The 13,039-nt window shown below is 71.5% G+C and carries 10 protein-coding genes; 4 read left to right on the top strand and 6 right to left on the bottom strand.

Annotation, left to right across the window (positions count from 1 at the left end; translation table 11 throughout):
- Positions 1-41 precede the first annotated feature (41 nt).
- Together ACFMQL_RS29645 and ACFMQL_RS29640 are read left to right on the top strand one after the other, a co-directional pair.
- On the top strand, positions 42-716 hold the full coding sequence (locus ACFMQL_RS29645) for a response regulator transcription factor (protein ID WP_364053840.1): 675 nt from the start codon (positions 42-44) through the stop codon (positions 714-716).
- Positions 709-2,055: an ATP-binding protein gene (locus ACFMQL_RS29640; protein WP_364053843.1), complete on the top strand. Its 1,347-nt coding sequence runs from the start codon at positions 709-711 to the stop codon at positions 2,053-2,055. The genes ACFMQL_RS29645 and ACFMQL_RS29640 overlap by 8 nt, the downstream gene beginning before the upstream one ends.
- Positions 2,056-2,529: 474 nt before the next feature.
- Here ACFMQL_RS29640 and ACFMQL_RS29635 read toward each other — a convergent pair whose 3' ends face one another.
- Positions 2,530-3,399, bottom strand: coding sequence for a LysR family transcriptional regulator (locus tag ACFMQL_RS29635; protein WP_364053846.1), 870 nt, complete (start codon positions 3,397-3,399; stop codon positions 2,530-2,532).
- Between the two features lie 623 nt (positions 3,400-4,022).
- Between ACFMQL_RS29635 and ACFMQL_RS29630 the strand changes: the two genes are divergently transcribed.
- Together ACFMQL_RS29630 and ACFMQL_RS29625 are read left to right on the top strand one after the other, a co-directional pair.
- The gene (locus ACFMQL_RS29630) at positions 4,023-5,036 is read left to right on the top strand and encodes a neutral zinc metallopeptidase (protein ID WP_378788054.1); all 1,014 of its coding nucleotides are present in this window, start codon (positions 4,023-4,025) and stop codon (positions 5,034-5,036) included.
- A gap of 134 nt (positions 5,037-5,170) precedes the next feature.
- Positions 5,171-7,180, top strand: a complete 2,010-nt coding sequence (locus tag ACFMQL_RS29625) for an LCP family protein (RefSeq protein WP_378788052.1) — start codon at positions 5,171-5,173, stop codon at positions 7,178-7,180.
- A gap of 133 nt (positions 7,181-7,313) precedes the next feature.
- Here the strand turns inward: ACFMQL_RS29625 and ACFMQL_RS29620 are convergent, their stop codons facing one another.
- The 5 genes from ACFMQL_RS29620 to ACFMQL_RS29600 all read right to left on the bottom strand — a co-directional run bounded on the left by ACFMQL_RS29620 (position 7,314) and on the right by ACFMQL_RS29600 (position 12,981).
- Entirely contained in the window at positions 7,314-8,522 is a 1,209-nt protein-coding gene (locus ACFMQL_RS29620) for a cytochrome P450 (RefSeq protein ID WP_378788050.1), read from the bottom strand.
- A 193-nt stretch (positions 8,523-8,715) separates the two neighbouring features.
- On the bottom strand, positions 8,716-9,042 hold the full coding sequence (locus ACFMQL_RS29615) for a hypothetical protein (RefSeq protein ID WP_364053858.1): 327 nt from the start codon (positions 9,040-9,042) through the stop codon (positions 8,716-8,718).
- Positions 9,043-9,189: 147 nt separating this feature from the next.
- Positions 9,190-11,229, bottom strand: coding sequence for a spermidine synthase (locus ACFMQL_RS29610; protein WP_378788048.1), 2,040 nt, complete (start codon positions 11,227-11,229; stop codon positions 9,190-9,192).
- Positions 11,230-11,494: 265 nt separating this feature from the next.
- Positions 11,495-12,220 carry an ABC transporter permease gene (locus ACFMQL_RS29605; RefSeq protein WP_364053864.1) on the bottom strand — a complete coding sequence of 242 codons (726 nt, stop codon included), beginning with the start codon at positions 12,218-12,220 and terminating at the stop codon, positions 11,495-11,497.
- 2 nt (positions 12,221-12,222) lie between these two features.
- The gene (locus ACFMQL_RS29600) at positions 12,223-12,981 is read right to left on the bottom strand and encodes an ABC transporter ATP-binding protein (protein ID WP_378788046.1); all 759 of its coding nucleotides are present in this window, start codon (positions 12,979-12,981) and stop codon (positions 12,223-12,225) included.
- Between the last annotated feature and the right edge of the window lie 58 nt (positions 12,982-13,039).

Below are 13,039 nucleotides of genomic sequence, written 5' to 3'. Positions count from 1 at the left end.
TTCTCAGCGCAGTCTCAGCGCCGGAACGGGAGAATCAGCACATGAGAGTACTTGTCGTCGAGGACGAGCGCCGGATGGCCGCCGCACTCCAGCGGGGGCTCCAGGCCGAGGGTTTCGCCGTCGACCTCGCCCACGACGGCGAGGAGGGCCTGCACGCCGCCCGGCACGGCGACTACGACGTGGTCGTGCTCGACATCATGCTGCCCAAGCTCTCGGGCTACAACGTGTGCAAGCAGTTGCGCGCGGAGGAGAACTGGGTGCCGATCCTCATGCTGTCGGCCAAGGACGGCGAGTACGACATGGCCGACGGGCTCGACCTGGGGGCCGACGACTACCTCACCAAGCCGTTCTCGTACGTGGTGCTGGTGGCCAGGCTGCGGGCGCTAATGCGGCGGGACGCCGGGCGGCGGCCGTCGGTGCTGCTGGCCGGCGACCTGTCGCTGGATCCGGCCAGGCGCCGGGTGGAGCGGGGCGGGACCGCGATCGAGCTGACGCCCAGGGAGTTCGCGCTGCTCGAGTACCTGATGCGGCGGCGGGACGAGGTGGTGTCGAAGTCGGAGATCCTGGAACACGTGTGGGACACCTTCGACACCGATCCCAACGTGGTCGAGGTCTACGTCGGCTATCTCCGCCGCAAGATCGACGCCCCGTTCGGCAGGAACGCGCTGCAGACCGTGCGCGGCGCGGGCTACCGGCTGGCGGGCGACGGTGGCTGACTCGCCGCTGGTCTGGTGGCGGCGGCAGGGGCTGCGCTTCCGGCTCACCGTCGCGGCCGCCGCCGTGCTCGCGCTGGCGCTGGCGCTGTCGGCGTCGGTGCTGCTCAGCGTGCTCGACCGGGCGCTGATCTCCACGGTCGACGACACCACCAGGCAGCACGCGCAGGCCGTCAGGGTGGCGGCCGACGCGGGCACGCTGACCAGCCCCATCACCACTCACGACGGCACGATCGTGCAGGTCATCGACGCCGGCGGGCGGATCACGCACGTGACGTACGGCGCGGACAGGCTGGTGCCGCTGCTCGACGCGGAGGGCAGGGCCAAGGTGCTGGCCAAGGGCGAGCCCGTGCTGCTGGACGGGCGGCCGTACGCGATCCCCGGGTTCCTGCGCGTCGTCGTGCTGCGCGCCGACCGCGGGCAGACCGTGGTGGCGGCCCGGCCGGTCAACGAGATCCAGACCAGCCTGGCCACCGCCGGCAAGGTGCTCTTCGTCGGCACGCCCGCGCTGATCGTGCTGCTGGCGGTGGCGAGCTGGCTGATGATCGGCCGTACGCTGCGGCCGATCACCGCGTTGCGCAGGGGCGCCGCGGAGATCACGCACACCGCCCGCTCGCGCCGCCTGCCGGTGCCGGAGTCGCGTGACGAGGTGCACTCGCTGGCCACCACGCTCAACGACATGCTGGCCCGGCTGGAAGAGGCCGAGCAGCGCCAGCGCGCGCTGGTCGCCGACGCCGCCCACGAGCTGCGCAGCCCGCTGGCCAGCATCCGGCTGCAGCTGGAGGTGGCGCTCGGCCACCCCGACGGTCAGCACTGGCAGGAGACCGCCGAGGGCGTGCTCGAAGACACCCTGCGGCTGTCCAGGCTGGCCGAGGACCTGCTGGCGCTGGCCAGGCTGGACGAGCGCGGGGGTGTGCCGGCCCGCCGCGAGCCCGTCGATCTCGACGAGGTCGTACGGCGGGCCGTGGACCGCTATCCCGAGGTCCGGCTGACCGCCTGTGAGCCGGTGGTGGTCACGGGCGATGCGCTGGACCTGAGCCGGGTGCTGACGAACCTGCTGGACAACGCCGTACGCCACACCACCTCCACGGTCGAGGTGGCGCTGACCGGCGACGGCGTGCTGACCGTCACCGACGACGGTCCCGGCATTCCCGAGCAGGATCGCGAGCGGGTCTTCAACCGCTTCACCCGGCTCGACACCGGCCGCAGCCGCGACGAAGGCGGCGCCGGGCTGGGGCTGGCGATCGTCCGGGAGACCGTGCGCGCACACGGCGGGACCGTCCGGCTGGAGGACGCCGAACCGGGGCTGCGGGCGGTCGTCACGCTGCCGCCTGCCCGCTAGCCATACCCGTTGGTGTCCATGGAGGGGCTGGGCCCTGGTCTCGCGGGGCTCTGCGTGTTACGCACGGGTCATGCGCGTGGTACGGGACCGGCCATCGGGGCTCGATCGGAGCGCCGCCTCCATGGCGGCGCCCGCTCCCGCGCCTGCGCTCACTCCCCCTGCGACGCCGCGTGAGGCAGGCCCTGAGCCCGTGTCCGGACTCGTGCGTGGACTCGTGCCCCGGCTTGCGCAGGGACTCTCGCCTGGGCCTGTGCTCGAGGCCGTCGCCGGATCCGCGCATGCCGCCGGAGCATGCGCGCATGACGTCCTCGCGGGGATCAGCAGGGGGTTCCGGGAGTTCCGGGGTTCACCGGGGGGTGTTGTCGGTCCGCTGACGAAGCTGCGGCTGCCACGGCGCCGGCGCCTCAGGGGCAGGCGGCGTCACCGGGATGGCGTGGCTCGCCAGGCGGAAATGGATCGTTCCAGATGGGTATGTCAGGCTGCGGTTCCTTTCTCGGCGGTGGCCAGGAAGTCCTGGGCGATGAGCGGCAGGCGGCGGCGTGCGTGGACGACCGCGACGACGCGACGCACCGCGGGTTCGAGCGAGCGCACCACCAGGCCCGCGCGCGCGGCCTGCTCGGCCATGCCCCGGTACCACAGCAGCGAGGCCTGCCCGGCGCGCACGGCGTTGAGCCAGCCGTTGCGCTCATCGGTTTCGAGCACGACCTTCGGGGTGACCGAGAACTTGCCGAACATCGCGTCCAGCTCCCTGCGGCGCAGGCTCCCCCGGGCGGGCAGGGCCAGCCGCATGCCGTGCAGCCTGCCCATGGGCACCGGGTTGGGCAGTTCCAGCCCCGGCGGGGAGATCAGGACGATCTCCTGGCGTTCGAGTGGATGGGTGATGAGATCGGTGGGCACCGGCAGGTCGGTGAGACCCAGGTCGGCGCGCTGATCCCGGATGGCGCTGACGACGCCGTCGCGGCCGTCGCAGCGCACGATGTGGACGCGCACGCCCGGATGCTCGGCCGCGTAGGCGGGCAGCAGCCGCCCTGCCAGGCCGGGCTCCAGGCTGGGAGTGGCGGCGATGCGGAGTTCCGCCTCGGTGACCGTCGTCTGGTTGGCCAGGCCCTCGATCTCGTGAACGGCGTCGAGTGCCTCCCTCGCCAGCTTGACCACCCGGCGTCCCTGCGCGGTGACGACCACCCCGCGTCCGGAGCGAGCGAAAAGTGTCATGCCGAGCTCGCGCTCGAGATCGCGGATCGCGCGGGAAAGCGCAGGCTGCGCGATATAGAGCGATCTGGCCGCATCGGTCATGGTGCGGTGCTCCGCAGTCGCGACCACATAGCGGAGCTGCTGGAGATTCATGCCAAAGAAGCTAGGACAATGCCCGCCGTCGAGACCTGGATATAGCGGAGATCACCTCGACTGATTACGAACTGTAACCGAGTGCTGCTACATCCGTGACGGGTGATACGTCAGTATGCTTTTGCCCCAAATTTGGCAAGGGTCCGGCAAGCCATGTCCCAAACCATGGCAAATGCAGACATCCAGCTAAACGGGGAGACAGGTTGACAGGGAACGGGCACTATCCACCCCCGCCACAAGGGCCAGGGCAGCCTCAACGGCCACCCTCGTTGCCCTGGCCGCCGCCGGGCTACCGGGGGCCGCAGCAGCAGGGCGGCCCGTACCCACAGCCACAGCAGCCGCCACAGCCGCATCCGCAGCAGGGGCCGCCTCCGCCACCGCCGTACGGGCAGCCCCATCCACCTTATGGGCAGCCACCGCAGGGACAGCCTCCCTACGGGCGGCCGCCGCAGGGACAGCCGCCGTACGGGCCGCCGCAGGGGCAGCCGCCGTACGGGCCGCCGCAACCGCCGCACGGGCAGCAGCCGCCCCGGCCGCCGCACGGCCAAGGGTACGGGCAGCCGCCGCCTCCGCCCCCTCCTCTCCTGCCGCCGGTGCCGACGCAGCGCTGGCAGGGACCGCCCGTGAAGCGCGGGCTCGGCGTCGGGGGAACGCTGGGCCTGGTGCTCGGGTCGCTGGCGACGCTGTTCGTGCTCCTCATCGTGGGCGCGGCGCTGCTGGACGGCGCGTCGAGCAAGGACACGACGACGCCGGTCGCGATCCCCTCGTACGACCCGGATGACGACGAGCCGTCCGAGGTGCCCTCGTACGACACCTCCGACAGGCCGGACGAGGATGAGACCCGCAGCGAGAAGCCGACGCCGAGCAGGGAGCCGACGCGGCGGCCGGAGCCGGAGGTCACGCTCGACACGAGCCTGAAGACCAACACGATGTACAAGGCCGGCATGCTGCCCCGGCTGCGGTGCCCGGCGGGCAACGCCAGCATCTACAGCCACAGCCAGCTCAAGGCGCTGATCCTGAAGACCGGCCAGTGCATGAACCGGGCCTGGAAGCCGATCCTGGAGAAGCAGGGCATCAAGTTCAGCCCGCCGCGGTACGCCATCGCCTCAGGGCGCGGGCGCGGCGCGTGCGGCGACTACCCGCAGCCCGGCAGCATGGTGCCGTACTACTGCCCGCGCAACAACACGATCTACGCCTCCACCTCGGCCATGGCCAGAGGCAACGGCAACGCGCGCGGCTACGGGCAGATCCTGAGCTGGCACGGCGGCATCATCAGCATGATGGCGCACGAGTACGGCCACCACGTGCAGAACATCACCGGCCTGATGGACTCCTTCTGGCGGCAGACCCTCGCGTCGAGCAGCCAGAGCGGCAAGCTCGCACTCAGCCGAAGGTTGGAGCTCCAGGCAACCTGCTTCGGTGGCATGTGGATGCGGTCGGTGGCGGCGTCGTACCCGGTCAGCACCGCCAACCGCAACAAGCTGTTCTGGTTCTACGGCCAGGTCGGCGACTACCCCGGCTGGCCCCGCGACCACGGCAAACCCGTCAACAACCACCGGTGGTTCCGGCAGGGCTGGGAGCGGAACCAGGCATACCAGTGCAACACGTGGATGGCGCCCGCCTCGACCGTCTCCTGATGCTCCCCTGATGTTCATCTCAGGTTGGGCACATGTCTCGGTTGTCCAGATATGGGGACTAGAATCCTGGCAATCTTGTGCCCAACGGGGGGCAAACGTCAGTTTTGCCTGGTAGGCGTGATAAGGAGCCGGGTGTGAGCAATCGCGATGGGGAAGACACCGTGCCAGAAGGCAGGAAACGGCGCCCCCAGCGACGATCGCGCACGGGTGGCAGCACCGAGCCGGGGGCGGCCGGTCAGGACATTCCGGTAGCGGGGCCGTCGGCGTCCCGCTCGTCCGGCTCGGAGCCGGCCTCGTCCCGCTCGGACCGGTCCCGCGGGCAGGGGCCTGAGTCTTCCGCGTCGCGCTCTCGCACGCCGGGGTCTGAGTCTTCCGCGTCGCGCTCTCGCACGCCGGGGCCTGAGGCTCCGCGCGCCCGTTCGGACCGCTCCCGTGCGGCCGGGCCCGAGGGCGCCGCGCCCCGGCAGCCCGGCTCCGGAAAGGACTCCGCCAGGGACGGCGGCGGGCGGGCCGCCTCGGGGGCGGCCAGGCCCGGCGGCTCGTCCTCCGGCAAGTCGTCCGCCCGCTCCGGCGCCAGGAACCGCTCGGAGAGCCCGTCGCGGACGCGGCCCGGCTCGTCCTCCCGCCCCGACGGCTCGAAGAAGGCGCGTCCCGCGCGCAAGCCCGGCTCCGGCTCCGCCGCGCCGCGCTTCGCCAAGCCGCTGTCCCCGGCCGCCTTCCTCGGCTGGACCGCCCTGTCCGCCATCGTGCCCGGCGCCGCTCACCTGCGGGCCGGGCACCGCCGTACCGGACTGGTGCTGATCAGCGCGTACGCGGTGCTGCTGCTCGGTCTGCTCGCCTACGGGCTGAGTGTGGCCAGCGACCTGTCGAACGCGGCGTTCCTGGCCGACGACACCGCGATGACCACGGTGATCGTGCTCGCGGTGGTGTTCGCGCTGGCGTGGTTCGCGCTGCTGGTGACCTCGTACATCGCACTCGGCCCCAGCAGGCTGCCCCAGCAGGGCCAGGTGGTGACCGGCATCGTGGTGGGCGTGCTGTGCGTGGCGGTGATGTCGCCGTTCGCGCTGACCGCCAACTACGTGATCGCCGCCCGCGACTCGATCGGCGCGATCTTCCCCTCGCACCCCGACGACCCGCAGGCCACTGTCGCCGCCAAGGACCCCGAGAACCCGTGGGGCGACAAGGAGCGGGTGAACTTCCTGCTCATCGGCGGTGACGCGGCGGGCAACCGCACCGGCGTCCGCACCGACAGCATGAACGTGGCCAGCGTCGATCTGAAGACCGGCGCCACCGTGCTGTTCAGCCTGCCGCGCAACCTGCAGCACGTCCGCTTCCCGCCCAGCTCGCCGCTGCGCAAGCAGTTCCCGAACGGCTTCATGGCCGAGCTGCCCAACGGCGGCCTGCTCAACGAGGTCTGGCAGTGGGCCAACGACCACCCGCAGGTCATGGGCGGCCGCAACCAGGGCCCGCGCGCCCTCATGGACGCCATCGGCTACACGCTCGGCCTGAAGATCGACTACTACATGCTGATGAACATGTACGGCTTCGCCGACCTGGTGGACGCCATCGGCGGGCTGAAGATCAGGGTCGAGAAGGACATCAAGTGGGGTGGCCTGTACGGCACGGCCGGTGTCATCAAGGCGGGCTACCGGAAGCTGAACGGCGAGGAGGCCCTGTGGTACGGCCGCTCGCGCGTCGGCAGCGACGACTTCTCCCGCATGGCCCGCCAGCGCTGCGTCATCGGCGCGTTCGCCCAGCAGGCGACGCCGGCCGTGATCCTCGCCAGGTTCGAGAAGATCGCCAGGGCGGCCAAGCGGCTCGCGCAGACCAACATCCCCCGCCACCTGGTGCAGCCGCTGGTCGAGCTGGCGCTCAAGGTGAAGCAGGCCAAGATCACGAGCCTGCAGTTCGTGCCGCCGGAGTTCTACTCGGGCCGCCCCGACTGGGCCAAGATCCGCCGCGCCACCAAGAAGGCCATCGCCGACTCGGTCCGTCCGGCCCGCAGGGCGCAGACCGCGAACGTCTCCGCCTCCCCCAGCGTCACCGGCGCGAGCCCGACGCGGACGCGCGCGATGGCGCCCACGCAGACGCCGACCAAGAACGCCGCGAAGGCCCAGTCCCTCGACGAGCTCTGCGGCCTCTGATCCCCCGCCGCGCCACCGGTCACCGGGTGAAGGTGACGGGCAGCCGGCGGGGACCCGTCAGCGGGAGGAAGCTGCGGGAGCCGCCGTTGGGAGAGGCCGGCGGGTGAAGTGATGGGAAGCCGGCGAAGGCCCGTCAGCGGGAGAAAGTGACGGGCAGCGCGCGGGGGCCGCGTACGGTGATGCTGCCGCGCCAGCGGAGCGCCTCCGGCGGGACGGCGAGCGCGAGCCCCGGCAGGCCGGCGACCTCGGTCAGCGCGGCGCGGGCGACGAGCCTGGCCAGCGGCGCTCCCAGGCAGTGGTGCGGGCCGTGGCCGAAGCTCAGGTGGGCGTTGTCCTCACGGGTCAGCACCGGCACGTCGGGCGCGTCGAAGCGGCCGGGGTCGCGGTTGGCGGCGGCGAGGGCGACCAGGATGGGCTGACCGGCCTCCAGGCGCATTCCGCCGAGTTCCACGGGCTCCCGCGCGAACCGCCAGGTGGCCAGCTCGACGGGGCCGTCATAGCGCAGCAGCTCCTCCACGGCCTGCTCCACCAGCTCGGGGCGGGCGCGCAGCTCGGCCATCCGGTCGGGGTGGCGCAGCAGCGTGTACGTGCCGAGCGCGATGAGCCCGACGGTGGTCTCGTATCCGGCGACGAGCAGCAGGAAGAGCATCGACAGCAGCTCGTCGCCGGTCATCCCGTCGCCGTCCCGCGCGGCTTCGGTGACGGCGCTGATCACGTCGTCACCGGGCTCGCGCTGCTTGGCGGCCACCAGCTCGCGTGCGTACGCGGCCAGCTTTCGCATCGCGGCCGGCCTGGCGTCCCGCTCCCCCGGCTCCGACGAGACCACGGCCGCCGTCCACCGCCGGAAGTCCGTACGGTCTTGCGCGGGCACGCCCAGCACGTCGCAGATGACGCCGGCCTGGAGCGGCGAGGCGAAGTCCGCCACCAGGTCGTCTCCGGGCTTCAGCGCGGCGGCGAGGTCGCGGGCGCGGGCCTCGATCCCGTCGCGCATGCCGGCCAGCCGGCGCGCGGTGAAGTAGCGGGAGACCAGGCGGCGCAGCCGGGTGTGCTCGGGCGGGTCGGTGGTCAGCAGGTGGGTGCCCAGTCCGGATCGGTCCTCAAGCGGGCGGCCGCGCCCCGCCTCCTGCCAGTCGGGTGGCGCGAGGCGGGGGTCCTTGCTCAGCCGGGGGTCGGCCAGCGCGGCGCGGGCGTCGTCGTAGCGGGTGACGAGCCGGCCGTACAGGCCGCTGCGCAGGCGTACGAGCCGGGGCGCGCCCTCCTCGCGCAGCCGCGCGTAGAGCGGGTACGGGTCGGGCAGCGACTCCCACAGCATCGCCTCACCGACCGGCGCACTCGCCGGCATCGAGCTTTCCGAAGACGAGCTCCCCGAAGGCGGGCTCGTGGACGGCGACGGGTGCTCGGACGGCGAACCCTCCGAAGACGGGCTCGCGGACGGCGACGGGCGCTCGGACGGTGGTGTGTGCGCGGTCATGCGGCTCCCCGGACGTCGGCTACGGTCCCATCCTGCCCCCATGGGCCCGCAGCGCCGGGAGAGCTCACGTGCCGAGCCGGTCCAGGATCCACTCCGCGAGCGTCGCGGTCACCTGGCCGTGCTCGCTGTTGTGCGCGTCGCATGGGAAGTCGTCGAGCTCGCTCTGCTCGGGCGACAGCGCCGTGATGTCGGTGTACAGGTCCACCGGCCGGCCCACGGGGTCGAACCGCAGGGCGACGGGACTCACCGACGGGACGAGGCACGCCGAGCGGAACCGCGCGTCGATGGTGGCGCCGGCCAGGCCGTCGAGTGCGTCCCAGGCGAAGACCTGCTCGTCGGGCGGCACGTTCCTGCCGGTCCCGTCGGCGGCGCCGTTGGCATCGAGTGGCACGTTCCGCCGGTGCCGGTGGCCACGCCGATCTTGCGCGGCCGGTTCGGGAACCAGCCGGAGCGCCGCAGGCCGCGCAGGAACTCATCCGCCTGCTGCTGGCAAAATCAGAGACCGTTTCATATTTTCCTATACGGTCTCCGGCGATTGTCAGGCGGTGACGGAGTTACGGCGCGGCAGCAGCACGAGCGCCCCGAGATAGAGCACGGCGGCGACGATGAGCAGGCCCTTGTAGCCGACGACGAGCGCGACGTATTCGAGGCAGCCGCCGACCATCGCGCCGAGGAGGTTCGCGCCGAACGACGTGGTGGCGTCGGCGGTGTCGGCGAAGCGCTTGGCGAAGATCACGTTCGCGGCGAAGATCGGCAGGAACGCCACCGTGACCGCCGCCACGGCGCGCAGCGGCACCGGCAGCGCGAGCAGCCACTCGTTGGGCACCAGCCAGGCGAGCAGCAGGCCGGCGAAGAGCACGGCGTACATGACGGGCAGCGGCGGGGTGCGGAAGCGGCGGGTCACCTCGACCGCGCAGAGCACCGCCACGAGCACACCGGCGAAGACGATCGCGTTGACCACCCAGGTGGTGCCGAACAGCAGCGCGAACCCGGTCACGCTCTTGGTCTCCAGCAGCATGAAGCCGACGCCGAGCAGGAACAGGTCGGCGTACGGGCGCATCCGCCGGTACGGCCCGGCCACGGCGCGCACCGCCAGCAGGCTCACCACGAGGATCAGGCCGAGCGTGATGACGTAGATCGGCGGGATCGTGGCGTCCTTGAGGTAGAGGAAGGGCCGGTCGTCTCCGGCGGGTTCGGGCGTGCCGGGTGCGGCCCCCGGCCACTCGGTGGCGCAGCGCTGGTCGGCGGCCGTCAGCCCGGCGGTGATCACGGCCTGCTGCCCCGCGGTGCTGACGACGTCGACGCACGGCGCGTGGCCGAAGGCGCGCTGCATGGTGGCGGCCAGGCGGTCGACGAGCCAGCTCTCGCGGTAGTAGTTGTACATCGAGAACGTGCCGCCGGGCTTGAGGTGGGCGCGGGCGGCCCGCATGGCCTCCTCGGTGAACAGGTAGCTCTCCAGGCGCAGCGAGCTCGCGCCGGAGACGAGGGTGAGCGAGTCGGGCAGCGCGAAGAGGATCAGGTCGTAGGTGTCGCCGCTGCGCTCAAGGAACGCGCGGCCGTCGGTGATGTGGGTGGTGACCCGCGGGTCGTCGTAGGGGCGGTCGGGGTGGGTGGAGCCGCCCAGCTCGCGCAGCTTGGGGTCGATCTCGACGGCGTCGACGCGGGTGGCGCCCTTCGACAGCGCGATCGCCACGTCGGTGCCGCTGCCCGCGCCGACGATGAGCACGTCCTTGGGCTGCTTGGTGGTGCGCTCGTACGGCAGGCCGTACTGCGCCTCCCACTGCAGGCGGACCTCCGCGGGCACGGCCTGCTGGTGCGGGATGCCGTTGACCGCGATGTCGGTGACGGGGACGCCGGCCAGCACGAGCGGCTTGGTGGTGACCTTGTAGTACGGCGACCAGAGGGCCCCGGCGGTGACCGTCTCGGCCAGCAGCAGCCCGATGACGGCAACGGCTGGCACGACGACGAGGCCCGCGTACAGCGCGGGCGGGCGGGGCACGAGCAGCACGGCGTAGCAGCCGGCCGCGATCAGCCCCCAGAAGACGGGCGGCGCGCTGAGGAACGACAGCAGCGTGAACGCCGCGATGCCGGTGAGGCTGCCGATGAGGTCGTAGCGGTACGCCTCAAGGCGCGGCAGCTCGGGAAAGCACCGGCCGACCAGCTCGGCGGGGCCCATGAGCACGATAGCGGCGGCGCAGAAGACGACCGGCAGGATCGCCCAGGCGGGCGGGCCGCTGGTGGACAGGCTCGTCCAGTACAGGACGCCCTCGGTGTCGCGGTCGACGGTGACGGGGAACGCCAGCACGACGATGACCAGCAGGGCGAGCACGACCGGCGAGTAGTAGGGCTGCCGGTTCGACCGTCCGACGCGCAGGAAGCCGAGCCCGATGCCGAGGAAAGAGCCGAGCAGTACGAAATTGGTGAAATAGCTCAGATGGACGATGTTGGAGCCGGTCCACCGGATCAGCGCGAGTTCCAGGAAGAGCATGAAGGCGCTGGCGAGGACGAGCCTCGGCCGGACCGCCAGCCAGTGGGTTTTCTCACCGTCGTCGACGGGCTTTTGCGCCTGCAGCGTCATAAGCCCTCACCGTAGTGAACGTGCTGGGAACACGGAAGCCTGACGCCGCCGGGGCGAGATGACGCTATTTGCACTCTTTGAGAGGTTCGCGCAGCTCAAAAGCCGCAGAATGGCCGGGGCGTTCAGCGGCGGAGCGGGAATGCGGGGAGCTTCGTTTCATACCGCCCGAACGCCCCTGGAGCGGGTTTCACGGTGCGGGCATGCGGAACCGGGCACGCGACCCGGCCCCGCGCTCACGCCCGGCGCCTATGGGGGCCCCGCGTGCTCACGCCTGCTCGCGGTTGAACACGCGGGTGCCGATCGCGAGGCTGAACACCGCGAAGACGACGGTGACCGCCGCGCCGATCGCCACCGTGCCGGTCAGGTAGTGGCCGTGGAACAGGTCGCGCAGCGCCTCCAGGACGTACCTGAACGGGCTGATGTGCGACAGCGCGTCCAGCCAGCCGGGCGCCATCGACATGGGCAGGAACGAGCCGGACAGCAGGATCAGCGGCACCACCGCCGTGGTCATCACCGGCGGGAACAGGTGGTCGTCGATGGTCAGCGCGATCGCGTACGACAGCGCCGCGAGGCTCGCGCCCAGCACCACGATCAGCACGAACCCGCCCGCGATCCCGGCGAGCGGCGCCCGCAGTCCGAACGCGTAGGCCACGGCGAGCAGCAGCACGGTCTGGATGACCAGCGTGACCACGTTGTTGAGCACCCGTCCGAGCAGCAGCGCGAGCCGGCTCGCCGGGGTGACCCGCAGCCGCTCCAGCACGCCCGAGCGCTTGTCGAAGACGATGCCGAACCCGGCCATGCCCGCGCTCATCAGCCCGAGCTGGATGATCAGGCCGGGCACCAGCGTCTCCCACGTACCGATGGTGACGAAGATCGGGCCGAACAGCACGAGAAACAGCAGCGGCTGGATCGCCCCGACCACGATGCCGACGCGCTGCCCCAGCGTGACGCCGAGGCCGTGCCGGAAGAGCAACCAGGTGTCGCGCAGCATCGTCACACCCCCTGCCCGCTCATCGCGCTCTCCTCGCGCAGCGACCTGCCGGTGATGTCGAGGAAGACGTCGTCCAGCGTGCGCCCGCCGCGCTTCAGCTCGGCGGGGGTGCCCTCGGCGACGATGCGGCCACCGTCCATGATCATGATGCGGTCGCAGAGCGCGTCGGCCTCGTCGAGGTAGTGGGTGGTCAGGAACACGGTCATGCCGCGCTCGTCGCGCAGGGAGCGGATGTGCTGCCACAGGCCGGCGCGGCTCTGCGGGTCGAGCCCGGTGGTGGGCTCGTCGAGAAAGAGCAGCACGGGCTCGTGCAACAGCGCGAACGCGATGTCGAAGCGGCGGCGCTGCCCGCCGGAAAGCGTCACGGCCGCGCGGTCGGCGAGGCCGGTCAGGTCGAGCCGCGCCAGCACGTCCGTGATGCGGCCGGCGACCTCGGCGCGGCCGAGCCCGTAGAGCATGCCCTGAAGCTCCAGCTCGCCCCTCAGAGGGCTGACGGGCGGCAGGCCGCTGCCTTGAGCGACGTAGCCGATGCGGCGGCGCACCTGGGCGGGCTCGCGTACCAGGTCGTGCCCGGCCACGGTCGCGGTGCCGCCGGTGGGGCGCAGCAGCGTGGTCAGCATGCGCATGGTCGTGGTCTTGCCCGCGCCGTTGGGGCCGAGGAAGCCGACGATCTCCCCCGGCTCCACCGTCATGTCGACGCCGGCGACGGCCTGCACGCCGCCTTTGAAGGTCTTGCTCAGACCCGATGTTTCAATGCTCATTTCATCGCCTCCAAAATTTAAGCAATCACAATTTTGGTGCGACTGCAAACTTGGTACG

It is taken from the genome of Nonomuraea fastidiosa, from assembly GCF_042751225.1.
GTDB lineage: Bacteria > Actinomycetota > Actinomycetes > Streptosporangiales > Streptosporangiaceae > Nonomuraea > Nonomuraea fastidiosa.
Note: the sequence above shows the minus strand (reverse complement) of the source record. Positions and strands in the feature narration are given on the sequence as shown.